The 21037-nt window shown below is 46.7% G+C and carries 21 protein-coding genes; 8 read left to right on the top strand and 13 right to left on the bottom strand.

Going from position 1 to position 21037, the window contains the following annotated elements:
- Window positions 1–31 precede the first annotated feature (31 nt).
- From NG833_RS23915 to NG833_RS23885, 7 genes are all read left to right on the top strand, one after another.
- On the top strand, window positions 32–496 hold the full coding sequence (locus NG833_RS23915) for an NAD(P)H-quinone oxidoreductase subunit N (protein ID WP_254567779.1): 465 nt from the start codon (window positions 32–34) through the stop codon (window positions 494–496).
- A 192-nt stretch (window positions 497–688) separates the two neighbouring features.
- Window positions 689–1294: a VWA domain-containing protein gene (locus tag NG833_RS23910; RefSeq protein ID WP_254567778.1), complete on the top strand. Its 606-nt coding sequence runs from the start codon at window positions 689–691 to the stop codon at window positions 1292–1294.
- Between the two features lie 189 nt (window positions 1295–1483).
- Entirely contained in the window at window positions 1484–2089 is a 606-nt protein-coding gene (locus tag NG833_RS23905) for a VWA domain-containing protein (protein WP_254567777.1), read from the top strand.
- 81 nt (window positions 2090–2170) lie between these two features.
- Complete coding sequence (locus NG833_RS23900; protein WP_254567776.1) at window positions 2171–2773, top strand: VWA domain-containing protein; 603 nt, start codon at window positions 2171–2173, stop codon at window positions 2771–2773.
- A gap of 266 nt (window positions 2774–3039) precedes the next feature.
- The gene (locus tag NG833_RS23895) at window positions 3040–3585 is read left to right on the top strand and encodes a salt stress protein, Slr1339 family (protein WP_254567775.1); all 546 of its coding nucleotides are present in this window, start codon (window positions 3040–3042) and stop codon (window positions 3583–3585) included.
- A gap of 208 nt (window positions 3586–3793) precedes the next feature.
- Entirely contained in the window at window positions 3794–5017 is a 1224-nt protein-coding gene (ldpA, locus tag NG833_RS23890) for a circadian clock protein LdpA (protein ID WP_254567774.1), read from the top strand.
- Window positions 5018–5106: 89 nt separating this feature from the next.
- Window positions 5107–6957 (top strand): R3H domain-containing nucleic acid-binding protein, encoded by a 1851-nt coding sequence (locus NG833_RS23885; protein WP_254567773.1) that lies wholly within the window; start codon window positions 5107–5109, stop codon window positions 6955–6957.
- A gap of 153 nt (window positions 6958–7110) precedes the next feature.
- Here the strand turns inward: NG833_RS23885 and NG833_RS23880 are convergent, their stop codons facing one another.
- Window positions 7111–7356 carry a hypothetical protein gene (locus NG833_RS23880; RefSeq protein ID WP_254567772.1) on the bottom strand — a complete coding sequence of 82 codons (246 nt, stop codon included), beginning with the start codon at window positions 7354–7356 and terminating at the stop codon, window positions 7111–7113.
- Window positions 7357–7651: 295 nt separating this feature from the next.
- On the opposite strand from NG833_RS23880, the gene NG833_RS23875 reads away from it, so the two are divergent.
- Window positions 7652–10816 (top strand): PAS domain S-box protein, encoded by a 3165-nt coding sequence (locus NG833_RS23875; RefSeq protein WP_254567771.1) that lies wholly within the window; start codon window positions 7652–7654, stop codon window positions 10814–10816.
- Window positions 10817–10823: 7 nt separating this feature from the next.
- Here NG833_RS23875 and NG833_RS23870 read toward each other — a convergent pair whose 3' ends face one another.
- From NG833_RS23870 to NG833_RS23815, 12 genes are all read right to left on the bottom strand, one after another.
- Entirely contained in the window at window positions 10824–11270 is a 447-nt protein-coding gene (locus NG833_RS23870; protein ID WP_254567770.1) for an SRPBCC family protein, read from the bottom strand.
- 151 nt (window positions 11271–11421) lie between these two features.
- Window positions 11422–11610 carry a CPXCG motif-containing cysteine-rich protein gene (locus tag NG833_RS23865; RefSeq protein ID WP_254567769.1) on the bottom strand — a complete coding sequence of 63 codons (189 nt, stop codon included), beginning with the start codon at window positions 11608–11610 and terminating at the stop codon, window positions 11422–11424.
- Window positions 11611–11713: 103 nt separating this feature from the next.
- Window positions 11714–12136 carry a hypothetical protein gene (locus NG833_RS23860; RefSeq protein ID WP_254567768.1) on the bottom strand — a complete coding sequence of 141 codons (423 nt, stop codon included), beginning with the start codon at window positions 12134–12136 and terminating at the stop codon, window positions 11714–11716.
- Window positions 12137–12244: 108 nt separating this feature from the next.
- Window positions 12245–13888, bottom strand: coding sequence for a radical SAM protein (locus NG833_RS23855; protein ID WP_254567767.1), 1644 nt, complete (start codon window positions 13886–13888; stop codon window positions 12245–12247).
- A 72-nt stretch (window positions 13889–13960) separates the two neighbouring features.
- On the bottom strand, window positions 13961–14209 hold the full coding sequence (locus tag NG833_RS23850; RefSeq protein WP_254567766.1) for a SemiSWEET transporter: 249 nt from the start codon (window positions 14207–14209) through the stop codon (window positions 13961–13963).
- A gap of 38 nt (window positions 14210–14247) precedes the next feature.
- Window positions 14248–14991 (bottom strand): amino acid ABC transporter ATP-binding protein, encoded by a 744-nt coding sequence (locus NG833_RS23845; RefSeq protein WP_254567765.1) that lies wholly within the window; start codon window positions 14989–14991, stop codon window positions 14248–14250.
- 116 nt (window positions 14992–15107) lie between these two features.
- Window positions 15108–15602 carry a GAF domain-containing protein gene (locus tag NG833_RS23840; protein ID WP_254567764.1) on the bottom strand — a complete coding sequence of 165 codons (495 nt, stop codon included), beginning with the start codon at window positions 15600–15602 and terminating at the stop codon, window positions 15108–15110.
- A gap of 105 nt (window positions 15603–15707) precedes the next feature.
- A complete protein-coding gene (locus NG833_RS23835; RefSeq protein ID WP_254567763.1) occupies window positions 15708–16751 on the bottom strand; it encodes an amino acid ABC transporter permease in 1044 nt (347 codons plus the stop codon).
- A 51-nt stretch (window positions 16752–16802) separates the two neighbouring features.
- Entirely contained in the window at window positions 16803–17765 is a 963-nt protein-coding gene (locus NG833_RS23830) for an amino acid ABC transporter permease (RefSeq protein ID WP_254567762.1), read from the bottom strand.
- Between the two features lie 30 nt (window positions 17766–17795).
- Window positions 17796–18761 carry a glutathione S-transferase family protein gene (locus NG833_RS23825; RefSeq protein ID WP_305885003.1) on the bottom strand — a complete coding sequence of 322 codons (966 nt, stop codon included), beginning with the start codon at window positions 18759–18761 and terminating at the stop codon, window positions 17796–17798.
- 53 nt (window positions 18762–18814) lie between these two features.
- A complete protein-coding gene (locus NG833_RS23820; protein ID WP_254567761.1) occupies window positions 18815–19873 on the bottom strand; it encodes an amino acid ABC transporter substrate-binding protein in 1059 nt (352 codons plus the stop codon).
- Window positions 19874–20160: 287 nt separating this feature from the next.
- Window positions 20161–20388, bottom strand: coding sequence for a hypothetical protein (locus NG833_RS23815; protein ID WP_207089851.1), 228 nt, complete (start codon window positions 20386–20388; stop codon window positions 20161–20163).
- Window positions 20389–21037 lie beyond the last annotated feature (649 nt).

Below are 21037 nucleotides of genomic sequence, written 5' to 3'. Positions count from 1 at the left end.
ATTAAAAATTAGAAATTAGGAGCGAATCATTATGGCACTGATTATCACGGGCAAAAAATTCATTCGCGATTTGGAACAAAACGGGTCCTTGGCGCTGTATGTGCCTTTGGAAGGGGGTTTTGAGGGTCGCTATCAACGGCGAGTTAGAGCTGCCGGTTATGTCACCGTGAATCTATCCGCCCGAGGATTAGGGGATTTAGCGGCCTATTTAACCGGAGTGCATGGGGTTCGTCCTCCGCACCTGGGCAAAAAAGACGTCCGAACTTATTTTATTCCGCCCATCGTGACTTCGCAATTGGAGCAGTTACCCCCCAAAGCTAAAGGATTGGTGGTGTGGTTGATTGATGGAATCGTTCTTTCTAATCAAGAGTTGTCCTATTTAACGGAGTTGCCGAAGATTGAACCCCGGGTGAAAGTCGTGGTGGAAGTCGGTGGCGATCGCCAGGTAACCTGGAATCCCCTCAAGGATCTGTTGGTTCCGGCTCGCGCCAGCTAAGATCGGGAATTATTCACCTTGTCTTAAAAGACGCGAGCGATCGCGTCTATATTTAATCCCCAGCACTTTCGCGGTTTTCTGGGATTGAGTTAAGCTATCAACAGGAGGAGAGTGGGGCGATCGCCAACGGATGACTCAGACGAGTGCCCCACTCTTCCTCGCCTGATTTGCTGATTATTTAGGGCTATTCTGATGCTAGATAACCGCGATTATACACTGATTATTGACAAAAGTGGCAGTATGTCCACCCCGGACCAACGGGGAGGACGAACCCGATGGCAAGAAGCACAGGAGTCTACCCTAGCATTAGCCCGCAAATGCGAAGAGTTAGACCCCGATGGCATCACCGTTTACGTTTTTTCAGGCCGGTTTAAGCGCTATGACAATGTAACAGCGGCTAAAGTTGAGCAGATTTTCCAGGAAAATGAGCCAGCGGGTCGCACCGACTTAGCTGGGGTTTTACAAGATGCGCTGAATGATTACTTTAAACGAAAATCTGCGGGTCAAACCCAACTGAATGGGGAAACAATTTTAGCCATCACTGATGGCGAACCGGACGATCGCAAAGCGGTGATGAAAGTGATCATTGAAGCCTCTCGCCAAATTGATAAAGATGAAGAATTGGCGATTTCTTTCATTCAAATTGGCAACGATCGCACGGCCACTCAATTTCTCAAAGCCTTGGATGATGATTTGATTAATGCCGGGGCTAAGTTTGATATCGTGGATACCTTAACCATTGATGACATGGAAGAAATGACTTTGACCGAAGTTTTGATGAATGCCATCATCGATTAATTGACGAGCAGCTTATCCTCCCTGAAGGCTGGGCTGCGGCCTGACTTAGAAACCTTAATGAACTCAGGAAAGAGTCCGGTGATGCTCCGCCAGGTTTCTGAAGAATTTAGGTTATTTTATCTAAAGTGAGATGCCTTTATCAACTCGCTTTCATCCAATGCAGTTTAATTGATTCAACGAAAAAACATCATGGTAGAAAATCGCGACTATACTCTAATCATCGATAAAAGTGGTAGTATGTCTATCCCGGATCAACCCGGGGGGAAAACCCGATGGCAAGTGGCTCAGGAATCTACCCTAGCCTTAGCCCGAAAATGTGAAGAATTTGACCCGGATGGAATTACCATTTATTTGTTTTCTGGACGATTTCAACGCTACGATAATGTGACCGCAGCCAAAGTCGATCAGATTTATCAAGAAAATGAGCCGATGGGACGGACTAACTTAGCAGCAGTCCTCCAAGATGCGGTTAATCAGTATTTTCAGCGCAAATCTTCCGGTCAAACGAAACCCAATGGAGAAACCATTCTTGTGGTAACTGATGGGGAACCAGACGATCGCAAAGCGGTGATGGAAGTGATTATTAAAGCCAGCCGCCAGATGGATCGGGATGAAGAATTAGCCATTTCCATGATTCAGGTGGGGAACGATGCCCAAGCGACGCGCTTTTTAAAGGCATTGGATGATGATTTGCAAGGCGTGGGAGCCAAGTTTGATATCGTAGATACGATTACGATGGATGATATGGAAGAAACGCCTTTGAAAGAGGTGCTGTTGCGGGCGATCGTTGATTAAGTTGCAGTAATTTCATTCAATTCCCGCTCCATCGGGAATCTCACTTGTTTTAATTTTTGAACGGAGAAAACCGAGACCATTATGTTAGAAAATCGAGATTATACGTTGATTGTGGATAAAAGCGGGAGTATGATGACCCCCGATGGCGGCGGGAGCAAAACTCGCTGGTCCTCGGCAGAAGAGTCTACCTTTGCTTTAGCCGCGAAATGCGAACAGTTAGATGCCGATGGGATTACAGTCTATCTGTTTTCCGGGCGCTTTCAACGGTATGATAATGTCACTTCGGCGAAAGTCGCCCAAATTTTCAAAGAAAACGAACCCTCTGGGAGAACTGATTTGGCATCGGTTTTACAAGATGCGGTGAATCATTATTTTCAAAATAAAGCGTCGGGTCAGGCGAAATCCGGTGAAACAATTCTGGTGATTACCGATGGAGAACCGGACGATCGCAAGGCAGTGATGCGGGTGATTGTCGAGGCGACTCGTCAGATGGAACGGGATGAAGAGTTAGCTATTTCTATGATTCAGGTGGGAAATGATACCCAAGCCACACGGTTTTTAAAAGCCTTGGATGATGAGTTGGAAGGGGTAGGTGCGAAGTTTGATATTGTTGATACGATTACCATTGATGAGATGGAGGATTACACCTTGTCGGAGGTGTTACTGAAGGCGATTAGCGATTAAATTTGCCCAATTTTATTGTTCCTCGGCTTTTGCCTCCTGTTTGCAAATGGGACAAATTTAATCGGTAACCCCCTGAGTATAAGGTTAGAAACCGGGTTTTTTACAGAATTTCTGCTATTGAGCCATCAATCTGCGCCAAAAACCCGGTTTCTTGTCCCTGGGTTCTCATCCGGAACCGATGAAAAGATAGAATTTTGTATTTAAAATAAAATAAACGGGAGTCGTCCTAAGTTGTCCGATGAGGAAAGTTGGAGAGGAAGTAAAAAATGGATCCAATTGAAAAGTTATTAGAGCAAATCAAGGCAGAAACTGAAAATCCGGGGCCGAAGTCGCCGGATCAAGGGAAGGCAAACCCAGCACCCAAAGCGGCCAATTCGCCACCTGCCAATCCTCCCAAGTTGATGTATAATTTAGATAGTTTGTTAGACAAAGTGGAGTCAGAAGCGAAGGCCCCGAAAGTCCAGCCTTCGGTGAAGGTTAAGCCGATCGCCTTGGAGTCAACTTCTCCGAGAGTGGGTGGACATTTAGATCAGTTATTTGGGGATGTCAAGCAGGAGTTTGAGGCGCGAGAACAGGCGGAACAACTCCAACGAGAACAGGAACGTCAGGAAGAGGCGAAAAAGCTGGAACGTCTCAAGCAGAAACAGCGTGAAGCATTAGCCAAACGAGCACAGGAGTGGTTGAAAAAGCTAGATCCTTATTCTGATGAAGGGTTTTGGTTCGGACAATTTGCGGAACATTACTCATCGAAGTTGGAGGCAGCGATCGCCTATTTAGAAGCAACCCCATCGCAGAAACGAGGAGAGGGGTAGAGGCATTTTCCCAGACCGGGGAAGGAATTCCCACGCTAGATATAGAGTCAAAAGCCTGGGATTTCGCTAAATCTGGAAATGTTGGCCAGTCGCCCTTAACCTTAAGCGGCAACCGCAACAGCCTTAACCCATTGCTGCCAACTCTTCCTTGAGAAATAAATTAGTGTAAGCTATCCCCATTTGCAACCGCTCGGATTAGCATAGAGGGGTGAGCAACTTGAACGACCCGTTAACATCCTTATCTGAAGGCCATTGGTTTAAGCTAATCTGCGGTGCCAGTTTTCAGCATTTGCAGTTTGTGCGAAATATTACCTTGGCCTATTGCCTAGCTGGTGCGGACTGTATTGATGTTGCCGCCGATCCAGCGGTGATTGCTGCTGCCAACGAGGCGATCGAAAAGGCTGTCACCCTCGGACAAGTCGCTCAAAAACGAGGCAGTCGCCATCATTTTGCCAAGCGGGGAGTACCTCGGCCATTACTCATGGTTAGTTTAAATGATGGGGAAGACCCGCATTTTAGAAAAGCAGAATTTAATCCCCAAAACTGTCCCCCGGATTGTCCTCGACCTTGCGAAAGTATTTGTCCAGCGCAGGCGATCGCCTTTCCCCCGTCCGCCTTCACCCTTGCACCCAAACCCGGTGATTTATCCTTTAAGACCACTCCAAATTCACCGGAGTTTCAGCAGAAGGCTGGGGTCATAGAAGACCGTTGCTATGGATGCGGACGATGCCTACCCGTTTGTCCCATTGGACAAATTGTCACCCGTTCGTATGTCTCGACACCGACAGCGATCGCCCCATCGGTGTTATCTAAAGGCGTCAACGCTGTAGAAATTCATACGCAAGTGGGTCGAATCGAGGATTTTAAACGCCTGTGGAGTGCACTCGCCCCCTCAGTAAACCAGCTTAAGGTTGTTGCCATTAGCTGTCCCGACGGGGAAAACCTGATTGATTACCTCTGGGCCATTTATCATGCCATCTCTCCGGTCCCCTGTGCGTTGATCTGGCAAACAGACGGACGTCCGATGAGTGGAGATATCGGCATCGGGACCACTCGCGCTGCCATCAAATTAGGCCAAAAAGTTTTAGCGGCAGGGTTACCGGGATTTGTCCAACTCGCCGGGGGCACGAATCAGCATACGGTTTCCAAACTCAAATCAATGGGATTGTTGAGATCGAGTCCAGTCAACCCAGGAGACTATCAGGCCGACTCCTATCTTTCCGGAGTCGCCTACGGTAGCTATGCTCGTGTTCTCTTATCCCCCATTTTAGAACGGGTCGAACAACAGCAGGGAGAGACGTTCTCAGGGAGTTACGCCCTGGAAGACTGCCCGGATTTACTGGGGGAAGCCGTAAGTTTAGCGGATTCCCTTGTTTCTCAAATCAAATGTGGCTTACAATTACAGAATAATACAAATAATACAATGCCATGATCAACCACCCTTAATAGATGTCCAACGTTTGACTTCTCCATTTTCTGTTTTTACTTTTTTGTCCTGCTCAGTTATCGACGCCAGAATTTATGGTTAATTCCCAGGGAAATCAACCGATTGACAACCCGATCCAACCCCAAGCGCAGAGTGGAGTGGAAAACGTCGATCTCGGAAGAACGCAGATTACTGACGATCTCAGCCAGTTGCTGGAAATTCTGCCCGAAACCATTCGCGAACACTTAACCAACCACTCATCCCTGAGTAACTTAATTGAAGTGGTCATGGATTTGGGACGGCTTCCGGAAGCGCGTTTTCCCCATAAAGCCGAATATATCAGCGATATCCCCGTTTCTCGTTCTGACCTCAAATATGCGATCGAGCGAGTCGGTCACTTTAGCGGAGATAATCGCGCAGGGATTGAACAAACCCTGCACCGGATCAGCGCCATTCGCAATCGCACCGGGGAAATTATCGGCTTAACTTGCCGGGTGGGACGGTCTGTCTTCGGCACGATTCATATGATCCGCGATTTAGTCGAAAGCGGACAATCGATTTTAATGTTAGGCCGTCCGGGGGTCGGGAAAACTACGGCATTGCGCGAAATTGCCCGGGTGTTGGCGGATGAACTGCACAAACGGGTGGTGATTATCGATACCTCCAACGAAATTGCTGGGGATGGGGATATTCCTCATCCGGCGATCGGGCGGGCGCGCCGGATGCAAGTGGCGGCACCGGAATTTCAACATAAGGTGATGATTGAGGCAGTGGAAAACCATATGCCGGAAGTGATTGTCATCGATGAAATCGGCACCGAACTGGAAGCATTAGCGGCGCGAACCATTGCCGAACGTGGGGTGCAGTTGGTGGGGACGGCCCACGGTAACCAGATTGAAAACTTGATTAAAAACCCTACCCTGTGCGATTTGGTGGGGGGAATTCAGTCCGTGACTCTCGGCGATGAAGAGGCGCGGCGTCGGGGGTCTCAGAAAACGGTTTTAGAACGCAAAGCACCCCCGACTTTTGAAATTGCCGTGGAAATGAGCGAACGCAAGCGCTGGGTGGTTCATGAACGGGTGGCGGAAACGGTCGATAGTTTACTGCGGGGACGCCAGCCGGATCTCCAAGTGCGGACGGTGAGCGAAAGTGGGAAAGTAACGATTACCAAGGAGTTACAGCCCCAAAGTTCGACAACGACTACGAAGACGACGGCAGGGGTGCGTCCGTTTGGGAGTGCTGGATTGCGCGCCAGTGGGAAGATGCAGCCGTTACCGGCGCAAACTTTGCCGGAGTTGGGACGCCGATCGCAGGCGGTGCCGGAGGAAAAGTCCTTTGAGCAGATGCTGAATGAGTCGTTGTATCCCGGCGATCGCTTTGCTTCTGCTGCGGATTATGGGTTTGAGGAAATTTCGCCCTTGGCGGGTCCGAATGGGGAAGATTTGCCGTTGCATATCTATCCTTATGGGGTGAGTCGTCATCAGTTGGATCAGGTGATTCGCACTCTGGCCCTGCCGGTGGTGGTGACGAAGGATATTGATAGTGCCGATGTGGTGTTGGCGGTGCGATCGCACGTTAAAAACCATTCTAAGTTACGGCAAATGTCCAAAAACCGTCAGGTTCCCATCTACACGATTAATTCCAGCAGTGTTCCGAAGATTGCTCATTCCTTACGCCGGATGTTGCATTTGGAGGACAGCAGTACGCCGGAAGTCTCGGATGTGTCTTTGTTTGCCCACAGTGGCAGCGATGATGAAATCGAGGCCCTGGAAGAAGCGCGTCTGGCGGTGGAACAGATTGTGATTCCCAAGGGACAGCCGGTGGAACTGTTACCCCGTGGGGGTCAAGTCCGCAAGATGCAGCATGAGTTGGTGGAACATTATCGGTTGAAGTCTTGCAGTTTTGGCGATGAACCGAATCGCCGTTTGCGGATTTATCCGGCTTAAAGTTTATAAAACCCGCACCCTCAAGGGTGGAGGCTCACAGGACGTTAGCGAAGCCATGCCCCTTGGGCTATAGCCCGCCTGCGCGGGCTAATCCAGCAAAAACCCGCACCCTCAAGGGTGCGGGTTTTTAAGAAGCAGAACATGGATGAAGGATTAGCCGATATTGCTGCTAAAGAATAAGGAATAGATAATCCCAGTGACTGCGATCGCCATGAGGAGGTTGGTGAAAAATCGTCCCGCTTCGGTGTTGAATCCCAAGGCTTTGTCTTCTTGTCCGCCGGTGAAAAACAAGGACCAGGCTTGATTGGCGTTAATGTCTTCGGATTGCTCGTTAAAGCTGGGGCGGAAGACGACGGGACCCATGAGGTACTTGCCGGGGAAGTTAAAGTCGGTTTTCATGAATTTTCTCCAGTTGTTTCTTTTCGTTATGTAAATAAATGTAACAAACTGTAAAGAATTATTGCAAGGTGGGTTGACAAGGAATTCGGTTGTAATAACCGAACCTCTCCAGGGGGGCTCTGTGCAAATCGGAGGGATGGGAGGGCGATCGCCTAGGGAGGTGCGGGGACTGAGGGGGTGCTGGGACCCGCAACAAGGCCCCTTGTGTTACAGTTCGCAACAATTAATCACGCTTCCCAATGAAATCGCTTTAATAGAGACAGAACCTAAAGTTAGTTGTACCCCCAGATAACTCATGACGACTTGCTCAATTAATTTGCAACAGTGCGAAGAAAATTTACTCAATTGGAAGTCTGCGCTGAATCATACGGCGATCGTGGTTGAAACCGACGATCGCGGACGAATTACCGAGGTGAACGATAAATTTATAGAAATCTCCGGATATAGTCGCGAGGAAAGCTGCGATCGCACCCCGGCAATCGTTAATTCTGGCTTTCATCCCCCGGAATTTTTTACCGAACTGTGGCAGGGGATATCCCAAGGTCAAGTGTGGCGCGGTGAAATTCAAAACAAACGCAAGGATGGATCGGTTTATTGGGTCGATACAACCATTACTCCGATTCTGAATGCCGAGGGAATTCCCCACAAATATATTGCCCTGCAATTTGACATCACCTCCCAGAAGCAAATGGAGGAAAAACTGACCTTTACTCAGCGAAGGTTCCAGCAGTTGGCTGCTAACTTACCCGGAGTGATTTATCAATTCCTAATGCGTCCCGACGGAATGGTCTTTCTTCCTTATATAAGTCCGGGATGTCAGCAAATTTTTGAACTGGATGCGGAGTTAATTGAAAATAATGCTCAAGTATTAATTAACCTGATTCATGCTGATGATTTCTCCAATTTTTCTCGTTCCGTCGCCGTTTCGGCTGAAACATTAGAACCTTGGGACTGGGAAGGCAGATTTATCACTCCTTCAGGTAAAGTAGTCTGGATTGAGGGTCATTCTCGACCGGAAAAGCAAGAGAATGGGGATATTTTATGGGATGGATTGCTGATTGAAGTTACTGAACGCAAAATGGCCCAAGAAGCACTCAGACAGTCCGAACAACGGCTGGGATTACATTTCCAACAAACGCCTCTAGCGGTGATTGAATGGGATTTGGATTTTAATGTCATGGAGTGGAATCCGGCAGCGGAAAAAATATTTGGGTATTCCCAAGATGAAGCCTTGAACCATCATGCGGTGGAATTGATTGTTCCCGAAAGTGCTAGGGAGCAAGTTGACCAAGTTTTTCAGGGGTTGTTACAGCAAACTGGGGGGACACGCAGCACGAATGAAAATCATACTAAGTCTGGGGAAATTATTATTTGTGATTGGTATAATACACCGCTAATTGACCCAGATGGGACGGCAATTGGGGTGGCTTCTTTGGTTCAGGATATTACAGAGCGTCAGCACTATCAAGATGCGTTGAAAGCGGCGAATGAAGCGTTAGAAAAGCGGGTGGAGGAGCGCACGGGACAGTTACAGGAGGCGATCGCCCAGTTGCAAGGAGAAATGGCGTCGCGGGAATTGGTGGAGGAGAAATATCGCAGCATTTTTGAAAATGCGATTATGGGGATTTTTCAGACGACTCAGGAGGGGGAATATATCAGTGCAAATCCCGCTTTGGCCCGGATTTATGGGTATGAGTCACCCCAGGAACTGATGCAGGAACTGCGGACTGTACATCATGAGCTCTATGTGGATAAAAATCGTCGGAATCAGTTTATTGAGGCAATCGCCCAAAAAGGGAAAATTTCTGATTTTGAGTCGCAGGTGTACTGCAAAAATGGCGAAATTATTTGGATTGCCGAAAATGCGCGGGCGGTTCGAGATGAGACGGGAATGTTGCTTTATTTTGAGGGAACGGTAGAAGACATTACGCAGCGCAAGCAGACTGAGGCAGCATTGCGGCGATCGGAGGAACGGTTACAGGAAAAAGCCTTGCGAGAAGCGTTGCTAAATCAACTCACGGAACAGATTCGCCAATCTTTGGATTTAGAGACAATTTTGGCAACAACCGTAGAGGAAATTCGGGAGTTGTTACAAATTGAACTCTGTTATTTTAGTTGGTATCGACCCCATGGTATGCCTCGGGATGGAATGCGATCGCTGCTGCAACCGCAGGATGGTTCGGTTCTGAATTGGGAAACGGTGAAAGCAGCGCGATCGCCGGGGGTGGTGAGTCCTTTGGGATTCTATGCCGTGAGTGAATCTTGGTCCCATCAGTGTTTGCAACTGCAACCGATTCGCATTGATGCGGTGGCATCCTATCCCGATGAGACGGTTGTCGAGATTTTTCGCACCTGGGGGTTTAAATCGGTGCTTTGCCTGCCGTTACAGACGCATTCGGGTCAAGTGGGGGTTTTAAGTTGCGTTCATTGTAGTGGGGAACGGACTTGGAATGAGAGCGAAGTGGTGTTAATGGGTTCAATTAGCGATCGCCTTACCATTGCGATCGACCAAGCGCAACTGTATGATCGATCTCGCGCTGCTGCACAACAAGCGCGGGACCAAGCGCAACGTCTTGAACAAGCCTTATATCAACTCCAAGAAACCCAAACTCAACTGATTCAAACGGAAAAAATGTCCAGTTTAGGCCAAATGGTGGCCGGAATTGCCCATGAAATTAATAATCCTGTCACGTTCATTCATGGGAACACCATTCACGCCTATAACTATTTTAAAGAACTTCTCCCCCTCATCGAACTCTATCAGCACTACTATCCAGAACCCGTTCCGGAAATCCGCGATTTGCTGGAAGAACTGGATTTAGCCTTTATCTTAGATGATTTGCCGAAAGCCCTGCATTCGATGAAGTTGGGAACCGAACGAATTCGCCAAATTGTTTTATCTTTGCGAAATTTTTCTCGGTTAGATGAATCCCAGAAAAAGCCGGTTGATATTCATGAAGGCATTGAAAACACCTTGTTAATCTTACAACACCGTCTGTCTCAAATTCAAGTGGTGAAAGAATACGGAAAGTTACCGTTAATTGAGTGTTATCCGGGGCAATTGAACCAAGTCTTTATGAACATTCTCGCCAATGCGATCGATGCGGTGGAAGAAGGCCAAGGGTTAGCGGGAAAACCGGGAAATAGTCAATTCTCCAATGCCAAATCAACGGCCCGAAATCCCGCCCCCACCATTAGCATCTACACTCAACTCACCCCAGATAATTTTGTCATAATTCGGATTAAAGACAATGGTCCAGGACTGACAGAAACCGTCAAAAATCGCTTATTCGACCCATTTTTTACCACCAAGCCAGTGGGGAAAGGCACCGGATTAGGATTGTCGATTAGCTATCAAATTATTGTAGAAAAACATCGAGGAATTTTAGACTGTCAGTCCCAACCGGGACGGGGTGCCGAGTTTGTGATTAAGATTCCCAGAAAACCGGGTAATAAATAAGTCGAGACTAAAGGCTGCACTCTCGTTGAGTCACCTCATGGCGATAGCGAAACATATCCCGCAGACGTGCATCTACAAACCACCCCAACATCAAATCCGGAATCCATCCCCCGGGTATGGCATAGTCGATCGCATCAATTAACCGAGTTTTACCATTTTCTGAGATAAATTCATGGCGATGAATCCACTGGTCCATCGGTCCTTCTACTTGTTCATCAATAAATAATTGATAGGGTTCACAGTCCGTATGCCGCGCCAGCCAAAGTACCGGAATTGGTCCTAAAAAAATTTTAAACTCCGAAATCGCCCCAACTTCTAAACCCCCTTCCCGACGAACAATTTCCACCGGCTGCCACGGGGGCGTTAAAAGTTGTAAAATATCCGGTCTTTCGTGAAATTCCCAGACCACTTCTACCGGAGCATTTATCAGACTAGAATACTTAAAATGGAGCATAAATTAGTTGGAATTTTATTTAATGGGATTGCAAACTATAAATCATTCAAACGTTTGTAGTAACCCCTTCAGGGGTTTCTTTTAAAATGACTCCTGAAGGAGTCACTACGAACGTTTTGGGGGTTTTATTTTTTGGAGTTTCCTAATTTAATTAACTTTCGGGTTCGCTGCTAATTTCTACATCCAGGGTCTCTTCATCCACCTGCAAGTATAAAACATTCGGTTGGCAGCAAATTTGACAATCTTCGACATAAGACTGATAACTCCCCGCACTCAAATCTACAAAGATGACATTATCTTCGCCGCAATACGCACAAGAATATTCGGCTGTAGTCTGCATAAATTTTGAGGGTAATAAAACTTATCAATCCTTGAATTATAACATAAATTATCCCTTAATTGCCGATAGAGATGCACCCCAAAATTTGAAAGAAACAGACTCTTTAATCTCGATAAACCGAGTCTTCTTGCAGCAGAGTACTCCCGCGATAAATACTCAAACTAAGGCCATTGACGATATAGGTATATTCGCCGTTGACCGCAACATATCCGGTCCCTTCTTCTACATAAACGGGAAGGGTGATTGAACTCCCACTGCCTTTTTCGACACCATAGTAATAGAGGCGGTCTGCTTCACAAATATACACCCAAAAATTGTCAGTTTCATAGAAATTGACCAAGGGAGTACCCCCTGCGCCATCGGGACAATAGCGTTGTTGGGCAATTTGTACTGGCATCTGCTGAGGCAAATCAGCGGTTTCTGGGACGGGAGTTGGGGTGACTCGGGCAGTCGCGGTGGGGGTATAACAGAACAATGCACCAGCGATCGCCACTGAAAGTTTCCAGGCGTTTTGATTGAAATTCATAAATTTTGAAAAAATTACGTTTTCATTCGCTTGACTCCGACTCCTTGGTTCTAACTGCTTTTTCTAGAAATGGGAAGATAATTTAACAAATTTTAAGATTTGCAGGCCCTAACTTACAGGGGAAATTATTTTTTCTGCCGAGGGAAAATAACTCGTTGCCTCAGCGAGATGTTTCTGCAACGTAAAGACAGGCAAGGGTCCTAAAATATGATTCCAGGGTAAGATTTGGGTTGATTCCCAATTCTCGTGAACGTAAAAGTCTAAGTCTGGCAAGGTTCCCCGCAGTTCTTTAAAGGCGCGACGGTAGCTGCCGAGGGTTTCGCCATAATGGCGGACCAATTCTAAGAGGGAAGATAAGCGGCGATCGCCTCGGGAAATTAAAGCTTGAATCACGGACCAATTATAACTTTCTGGCCGAAACTCTATCCCCGACTTCCCTAATTCTTTCTGTAACTTTTTCAACCGTTTTTCCGCTTGCGGATTCACCCCAAACCACTGAAACGGGGTATGCGCTTTCGGAACAAAGGTACTACATCCAAAGGTCAGACGTAACCCCGGTGCAGATTTTTTCAAAGACTGCAACAGTTGCACCGTTGCCTCCAAATCCTCCATTTTTTCTCCCGGAACCCCAGACATTCCATAGAGTTTTAATCCAGTTAATCCCCCCGCTTTGGCATTCACTGCCGCTTGGGTAATTTCCTGATTTTCCAGCTTTTTATTCACTATTTTTCGCACCCGTTCCGAACCGCTTTCGATGGCAATGGTTAGAGATTTTGTCCCGCGACTTGCCAGGGTTTGAGCTAATTCTGGGGTAACAGTATTGGTCCGGACTGAGGCAATACTCAGACGCACATCCTCAAATTGCGGCTGATTCAGGTAATCTAATAATTGATTGAATTCTGGATGCTGAGTTACCGAAGCGCCTAATAATCCAATCCGCCGGGTGACTTGTAACCCTCGTTCAATGGCCGGAATTAAGGAGTGTTCTAAACTGGCAGTTCTAAAGGGTAAAGTTAGATAACTCGCTAAACAAAACCGACACATTTCGGGACAACTTCTAACCACTTCGACCATGAAAATATCCGGCCAAGCGGCTTTTTCTGTAACCACAGATGAGGTGGATAAAACATTACCGCGATAGGTTTGTTTGGCGACAGTTTCGGGAATGTCGGAATCAATGGGGTGAATTGAGGCGATCGCCCCTTCGGAACTGTGATAGGTGACTTCATACAAACTCGGGACATACACCCCAGGAATCTGCGCCAGATGCCGCAATTGCTGCAGTCGCCCTGCCTTGCGGACCTGTTGATACCCATCCACAAATTCACCGAGGAGATTTTCCCCATCCCCGAGTAAAATCACATCAAAAAAGTCCGCAAACGGTTCAGGATTTGCGGTCAAAACCGGACCCCCGCCAAAAATTAAGGGGTGCGATTCCTGGCGATTGGATGCCCGAATCGGAATATCCAAAGACTCTAATAATCCGAGGATATTCACATAATCCAATTCCCAAGAGACGGAGAAACCCAACAATTCCGGTTCTCCAGGTAGGGGTTCATGAAGATCCGTAAACAAGCGAGACACTTGCAAATCCCCCCGGGTTGCCAGGGTCGCCCAAACGATTTGATAGCCTAAGCTAGTAATCCCAACACTGTACTCATTGGGAAAGGCATAAATAAGGGGAATTGCATCACTATCGGCAGTTGCCGGGGTAAATAACAGATGTTCAGCGTCAAATACAGAAGGGGTCACAAGCAGGGTTTAAATGAGGACAATTTGACAGCAGCAGAGGGTTAAAATCCCTGCTGATTGATTGAGGTTAATTTATTTATATTTTAGTTTAAGCCCTAAAATTATCGAAGCCAAAATAAAGGTAATAAAATTAGCTAAAATTATCGCAATATCTTGCTTGAATAGGCCATAAATCAGCCAAAGAAAAATTCCAGTGCAGAACATTAAAAAAGTATTTAATGAAACATCCTTGGTCGATTTAGATTTCCAAGTGTGGATCACTTGAGGGACAAAGGCTAAAGTTGTTAAAGTTCCGGCCAATAATCCTATAACCGTAATCATATTTACGTTGCTAACTCCTATATTTTGCTACTAACTCTCTATAAAATTTGGGATAAAAATTGACGGGTTCGTTCTTCTTGGGGATTTTGGAAAAAGTTGGTGGGTGTTGCCACTTCGATGACCGTTCCACCATCCATAAACACGACGCGATCGGCCACTTCGCGGGCAAATCCAACTTCATGGGTGACTACCACCATTGTCATTCCAGAGGTTGCTAAATCCCGCATGACTTCTAGGACTTCCCGGACCATTTCTGGGTCTAAAGCGGAGGTGGGTTCATCAAAGAGCATGATTTTGGGTTGCATTGCCAAGGCGCGGGCGATCGCCACTCGTTGCTGTTGTCCTCCGGATAACTGCCCGGGATACTTCCGCGCTTGTTCCAGGATTCCCACCCGTTCCAATAACTGCATCCCCACTTCCTCTGCCTTCATCCTAGACCATCGGCGTACCCATTTGGGGGCTAAGGTCACATTTTGCAAGACGGTGAGGTGTGGGAAGAGATTAAACTGCTGAAAAACCATCCCCACTTCCCGGCGAATATTATCAATATTCTTCAAGTCATTGGATAGTTCAATTCCATCAATTTCAATCCGTCCTTTTTGATAGTCTTCTAGGGCATTAAAGGTCCGGATAAAGGTTGATTTGCCCGAACCTGATGGACCCATAATCACCACAACTTCTCCCGGGTCGATGGTCAAGCTAACCCCACGCAGGGCGTGATACTGTCCATACCATTTGTGGACATCTTTGGCAATAATAATGGAGGGGGTGTCATTGGTCATTCGTCATTTGTCCTTGGGCGTTGGTCATTGGTCATTTGTCCTTGGTCATTGGTCATTTTGGGGTTGTAATTGGTCATTGGTAAAGTGACAAATGACCAGTGACAAATGACCAATGACTAACTATCTCGAATTGTGGCAGCAGTTCCTAAAGTTGCTGCGGCATTTTGCATTCGTTTGATATCTTCTAAAGACCATAGTCTGGTATCTTCGCAGTGATGAGCTACGAGTAATCCCCATAATCCAATCGGCGAAAGAATCGGAACCACTAAGTTAGCTTTAACTTGGAGGGTTCGCAGAAACTCCCGATGACATTCGTTAATGGGTTCAGTTTCAATATTAGAAATTGCCCGGACTCGTCCTTGCAAATATAAAGCGGCATATTCCTCACCAAAACATTGGTCGGGTCCACTTTGTCCCATGATAGAAAATTGAGATTCACTCACTGATTCAAAGGTGACTTGTCCTTTCCAAGGGGAATAAAAGTAATATAATAAAATCCGATTAACATTGAGGAATTCTCTTAATTCATAAGTGGTTTGTTGAATTAACAAATCCTGGGTTAGGGTTTTCGCTAAACGGTCAGCAACCTTTCGCAAACTCCAATCAGACATAAATAAAAATTGGGGGTTTAAATGGTTGAGGCAAGGGATTTATCCAAACACTTGCCTGTTTCTTTATCATAGGGAAAATTAGCGGTTTTGAGGAGGCGATCGCCTTTAGGATTTCCCCACGGCTAATTTTTGCTCTAACCGGCGACTGGCAAGGGACATTCCATAGCAGAAAATCCAGTAAATTAAGCCCACAAAAATGTAGACTTCAGCGTAGTCCCCGATAAATTCAGGTTGAGCCAGAATCGATCGCGCCATCCCTGTTAATTCTACTAAACCCACCAGCGCTAGTAAAGAGGTATCTTTAAATAATCCAATAAACTGCCCCACAATGGCGGGAATCACAGCGCGTAATGCTTGGGGTAATACAATCAGCGAAATCACCCAAGGGGTTGCCAATCCCAACGCTTTCGCCGCTTCAATTTGTCCCCGAGGGACAGATTGCAAACCTCCTCGGACATTTTCTGCCATGTAAGCGGCACTAAACAGACTCAACCCGGCGATCGCCCGCATGACGCGATCGAGACGCATCTCCATCGGCAAAAACAACGGTAACATCACCTGCGCCATAAACAAAATCCCAATTAATGGTAATCCCCGGACAATTTCAATATAGAGAATGCACAACCAGCGCAACACCGGGAGAGAACTTTGCCGTCCTAATGCTAACAAAACTCCCGCTGGAAATGACAAAACAATACTCACAATTGCCGTTAACAGGGTAAGTAATAATCCATTCCATAACTGAGTCTGAACCTGTCGCAGTCCGAATCCCCCACCAATGAACCAGAGAATCACCGGAAATGCTAAAATCCAGGCCAAAGGAATCCATTGAACCCACCGGGAACGCCAGCGAATTGCCCAGAAAGAAAAGGCAGCAGCGCCAGCAATTACCCCGGTTGCCATGCCGATGCGCCAATAGAGTTGGGGGGGATATCTTCCCACTAAAAATAACCGCCAGTTGACCCCAATCACTTGCCAGTCTGCCAAGGCGATCGCCCAATGCAACAATCCGCCCCCTAGCTGATAAATCAACCCCAGACAAATCACCGTCAGAATACTATTGTACCAAGTATTAAACAGATTTTTTCTAGCCCAGAGCCAGGGAGAAAGTTTGGGCGTAACAGGTGGGAGTTCGGCTTTGCTGTCCATAAATTCGTCACCCTTGCTAACAGATTTATCCGGTTATTATTGCCATTAAGTTTAGCGTTCTTTTAATTGAACTTTTTTATTATAAAAATTCAGAAACAGGGAAATTAATAAACTAATCGTCAAATAGGTTGCCATCAACAGAATCATTACTTCCACCGCCCGTCCCGTTTGATTAAACGTGGTGGAGGCGACAAAATAAATATCTGGATACCCGATCGCAATGGCTAAACTGGTATTTTTTGCTAAATTCAGATATTGACTCGTCAAAGAGGGGATCATCGTTCGCAACGCTTGGGGAAAAATCACCAAGCGCAACATTAAGCTGGGATTCAAACCCAGGGATTTCGCCGCTTCCCACTGTCCTTTGGGCACCGATTCAATCCCGGCGCGCACAATTTCTGCAATAAATGCTGCCGTATAAAGACTCAATCCTAGCACCAAGGCGGATAATTCCGGAGACAGTTGTAATCCCCCCACAATTTGCCCACTCTCCAGAACTTCGGGTATCGTCCAAGGCAGGGGAAAGGCAACGACTTGCTGACTTAAATAAATCCTCAGCGGCAATTCCATGACATCTTGAATCCCAGGCAAACTTAAGAAAACCGCCGAATACCAGAAAAATAATTGCAGCAATAAAGGCGTATTGCGGAGAATTTCCACATACAGTAACGAAAGTTTGCGTAATAGCCAATTATCCCACAATCGCCCGACTCCCACGGTAATTCCAACTACCGTTGCGAGGATAATTCCCACTGCCATCACTCGTAAGGAATTAAGTAATCCGACCAATAAAGCTCTCGCATAGGTAGAACTTCGGTCGTAGGAAATCAGGGTTTCGCCAATATCAAACGCTGCCTGAGAGTCTAAAAAATCAAATCCCAGACTCATGCCTTGTTGCTGTAAATTGCGCTGTAAGTTTTGCCAAAGGGTTACCCCCAATATGACAATCAAGACAACGGCAACAGCTTGGATAGCAACAAACCAAAATCGGCGATCGCGCCACAATCTTCTCATGTACGGTTTCCCTCAACTCCTCCCGAGACTTTACCCAAACCGACTGCGATCGTGCGGTTCATCCCAATTAATCATCGGTCCTTTGGGAACAATTCCCGTGGGATTGACTTTCGGATGACTCCGATAATAATGCTGCTTAATATGGTCAAAATTGCAGGTAGGTTTGATTCCCGGATGTTGATACAACTCCTTGAGATAATTCCACAAATTAGGATAATCGACAATTCGCCGGATATTACATTTAAAATGGACATAATAAACCGGGTCAAACCGCACCAGGGTGGTAAACATACAAATGTCGGCTTCTGTGAGGCAGTCACCACATAAATAGCGCTGTTTTCCCAGAATTCCCTCCCAGTGGTCCAAGGCATCAAATAAATCCGTCACCCCTTCCTCATACGCCCCCTGAGTTGTGGCAAATCCAGCCCGATACACCCCATTATTAATCGGTTGATAAATCTCATCAATAGTTTTATCAATCACCCCTTGCAAATCTGTTGGATATAAATCAATAGAATTTTCGGTAATTTCCTCAAATTCCGTATCCAACATTCGGATAATTTCCCGAGATTCATTATTGACAATTTGTTGGGTTTCTTTATCCCACAAAACCGGCACTGTCACTCGTCCACTATAATTCTCATCCGCTTTGAGATACAGTTGCCATAAATAATCGCAGTGATTTACCGTATCCGGAATCATCCCCGGATACTCGGCAAATTCCCAACTATTTTGGTCAATCACCGGGGAAACGACCGAGAGATTAATCGCTGATTCTAAACCTTTCAAGGACCGCATAATTAGAGTCCGATGCGCCCAAGGACAAGCTAAGGACACATACAGATGATACCGTCCCGCCACTGCGGGATATCCACTGGACCCATCCGTAGTAATCCGATTCCGAAAGGTGGTAGAAGGACGAACAAATCGACCCCCACTATCTTCCTGTTCCCGTTCCGTTACCCATTTCCCATCAATTAATAGACCCAATCCCATCGGTTTGTTCTTCCTTAATTGTAAAAAAAATTTAGCTCAAGAATGGACGGCTTTTAGCGAAAGGGAGGTGAATAAAGCAAGCCGCCATCAGTCCATAATTTATTTAATCCCCGATCAAGATTGAGAGGGGTTTCTGGCCCTAAATTGCGATTGTAAATTTCTCCATAGTTTCCCACATGGCGAATCACGCGCAGGGCAAAATCATTACTCAATCCTAAGTCTTGGCCTAGATTGCCTTCCGTTCCCAAAAACCGGGTAATTTCGGGATTGGTACTATTAACCATTTCCTCGACATTTTCGGAAGTAATCCCGAGTTCTTCAGCATAAATGGTGGTATAGATAATCCAATTCACCACATCGGACCAGTTCGGGTCTCCTGGGGCCACTGCTGGGGCGAGGGGTTCTTTAGAAATGGTTTCTTCTAAAATTAAATGTTGTTCAGGGTCAGGAAAGCGCGATCGCCGCGAGACTAATTGAGAGCGATCGGATGTCACCGCTTGACAGCGACCCTGGAGATAGGTGGCATAGGCGACATTGATATCTTCAAAAACCACGAGTTGATAGTTGATGCCGAGACTTGCCATGCGATCGGCGACATTTTGCTCGTTAGTCGTCCCGGTTTGGGTGCAAATTGCTTTATCCTTTAGTCCGGCGAGGTTAGTAATCCCGCTGTTTTGGCGAACCATAATCCCTTGTCCGTCATAGAAGACGACGGGGGCAAATTGCAACCCCACGGCCCCCGTATCCCGGCTGAGGGTCCAGGTGGTGTTCCGACTGAGGATATCCACTTCCCCACTTTTGACAGCGGTAAAGCGTTCTTTAGCGTTGAGATTGCGGAATTCAACGGCGTTGGGGTCGTCAAAAATAGCGGCGGCGATCGCCCGACAGATCTCCACATCGAGTCCCGCATATCTGCCGGTAGCATCGACAAAACTAAATCCCGGTAACTCGCCACTGACGCCACAGACAATCTGACCCTGATTTTGGATTTGAGCCAATTTCTGCGAACCCGTGGCAACATTGGCGTTGGGTTGACTCGATGTCCCCCCACAAGCAGTCGTGGCGATCGCCAGACATAGACTCGCCAGTTTCAATAATCTCTTTTTACCCATCTCGATGAATTTCTTATATTGAATTGGCCGGTTGCAGTGCGATTATCCTGATTAAAGGCTGTGCTTTATCTTACACGACTGAGGAAAGCCTGCGGGTTCGACCTCTGAAAATACCCACTACTGTGGCGATCGCAGCAGGTATTTTATCCAGGGTTTCAACAGGTGAGTGGGTTGTGCCATTGCCGTCGTCTCCCCCAAGAAAGCGGCAGACAAACCGCACCGCGATCGGTCATCCATTGCGGGAAATAGAGATTAGGGCCAAGGGAACCCTGAGCTTGAGCAAGGGGTTATCCCATATCCGTAGCAATTCGTTCACTGGCAATATCACGAATCAGAGAGAGTCGCGATCGCAGGTATGCATTCAACACATTCACTTGATCCGGATCGAGGGGTTGCTCTTGTCTGAACTGCTTGAGCAACCACTGCACCAAGCTTGCATCATCTAGGCTTAACAAAACGTTAACCTGGGTTTTTTCTATCAAGGACCAAATTTGACGTAGCATTAAGGGATTCATATTTCCTCCTGCCAACAAAAACCAATCTCTTATCGGGGATTGGCTAAATGCGGATTTACTTCGCGGCTACCGGAAAAACGACCCTCGCCGTTCTTCCCGTAAGCTTAATAATTCCTTTATATTTACACCATACCGTATTTATCCGGGATTGGATCGACACAACATAAGATGCAACAATAGTTACCAAAACCTTACAATTCGTTTGTTACAAACTTTACCTTTTCAGCCCTTGTTCGGTCTTGAATCCGTGATTTTTCAGGGAATAAGGCTGTTTTTGGTAGTTGAGACTACATATTAAGTTTTTTGAAGGTAAACACAGCAATATCTCTTTATGTTGCGCTTGAAAAATGCACCCATTACATTGGATGCTCAATTTATTATATCGCGCTCATCCAGGGTTCCTAGAATTTGGCAGGGGCTTCGTTGCTTCATCGAACCCACTCTGAATTGTCCCTAGGGTTGAGTTCATTGAACTTGAGGGATTTCCCGAAATTTTGAGTAACTTGTTGTAAGGGAACTCCAAAAAATAAAACCTTCAAAAAACCCGCACCCTGAAGGGTGGGGCTACACGGACAAAGCCCGCCTGCGCGGGCTAAAAGAGCCTTGTTAGGTGCGATCGCATCAAAGCAAGGATGATTTATTTGTTGGA

The organism is Oscillatoria sp. HE19RPO (assembly GCF_024220515.1).
In the GTDB taxonomy this organism is placed as follows: Bacteria; Cyanobacteriota; Cyanobacteriia; order Cyanobacteriales; family Laspinemataceae; genus Laspinema.
This window is presented reverse-complemented; position numbering and strand designations above follow the sequence as displayed.

Excerpts from the sequence above, each read along its gene's own strand:
- NG833_RS23915 (WP_254567779.1), top strand. The coding sequence starts at position 32 with ATGGCACTGATTATCACGGGCAAAAAATTCATTCGCGATTTGGAACAA.
- NG833_RS23910 (WP_254567778.1), top strand. The coding sequence starts at position 689 with ATGCTAGATAACCGCGATTATACACTGATTATTGACAAAAGTGGCAGT.
- NG833_RS23905 (WP_254567777.1), top strand. The coding sequence starts at position 1,484 with ATGGTAGAAAATCGCGACTATACTCTAATCATCGATAAAAGTGGTAGT.
- NG833_RS23900 (WP_254567776.1), top strand. The coding sequence starts at position 2,171 with ATGTTAGAAAATCGAGATTATACGTTGATTGTGGATAAAAGCGGGAGT.
- NG833_RS23895 (WP_254567775.1), top strand. The coding sequence starts at position 3,040 with ATGGATCCAATTGAAAAGTTATTAGAGCAAATCAAGGCAGAAACTGAA.
- NG833_RS23885 (WP_254567773.1), top strand. The coding sequence starts at position 5,107 with ATGGTTAATTCCCAGGGAAATCAACCGATTGACAACCCGATCCAACCC.
- NG833_RS23880 (WP_254567772.1), bottom strand. The coding sequence starts at position 7,356 with ATGAAAACCGACTTTAACTTCCCCGGCAAGTACCTCATGGGTCCCGTC.
- NG833_RS23875 (WP_254567771.1), top strand. The coding sequence starts at position 7,652 with ATGACGACTTGCTCAATTAATTTGCAACAGTGCGAAGAAAATTTACTC.
- NG833_RS23870 (WP_254567770.1), bottom strand. The coding sequence starts at position 11,270 with ATGCTCCATTTTAAGTATTCTAGTCTGATAAATGCTCCGGTAGAAGTG.
- NG833_RS23865 (WP_254567769.1), bottom strand. The coding sequence starts at position 11,610 with ATGCAGACTACAGCCGAATATTCTTGTGCGTATTGCGGCGAAGATAAT.
- NG833_RS23860 (WP_254567768.1), bottom strand. The coding sequence starts at position 12,136 with ATGAATTTCAATCAAAACGCCTGGAAACTTTCAGTGGCGATCGCTGGT.
- NG833_RS23850 (WP_254567766.1), bottom strand. The coding sequence starts at position 14,209 with ATGATTACGGTTATAGGATTATTGGCCGGAACTTTAACAACTTTAGCC.
- NG833_RS23845 (WP_254567765.1), bottom strand. The coding sequence starts at position 14,991 with ATGACCAATGACACCCCCTCCATTATTATTGCCAAAGATGTCCACAAA.
- NG833_RS23840 (WP_254567764.1), bottom strand. The coding sequence starts at position 15,602 with ATGTCTGATTGGAGTTTGCGAAAGGTTGCTGACCGTTTAGCGAAAACC.
- NG833_RS23835 (WP_254567763.1), bottom strand. The coding sequence starts at position 16,751 with ATGGACAGCAAAGCCGAACTCCCACCTGTTACGCCCAAACTTTCTCCC.
- NG833_RS23830 (WP_254567762.1), bottom strand. The coding sequence starts at position 17,765 with ATGAGAAGATTGTGGCGCGATCGCCGATTTTGGTTTGTTGCTATCCAA.
- NG833_RS23825 (WP_305885003.1), bottom strand. The coding sequence starts at position 18,761 with ATGGGATTGGGTCTATTAATTGATGGGAAATGGGTAACGGAACGGGAA.
- NG833_RS23820 (WP_254567761.1), bottom strand. The coding sequence starts at position 19,873 with ATGGGTAAAAAGAGATTATTGAAACTGGCGAGTCTATGTCTGGCGATC.
- NG833_RS23815 (WP_207089851.1), bottom strand. The coding sequence starts at position 20,388 with ATGAATCCCTTAATGCTACGTCAAATTTGGTCCTTGATAGAAAAAACC.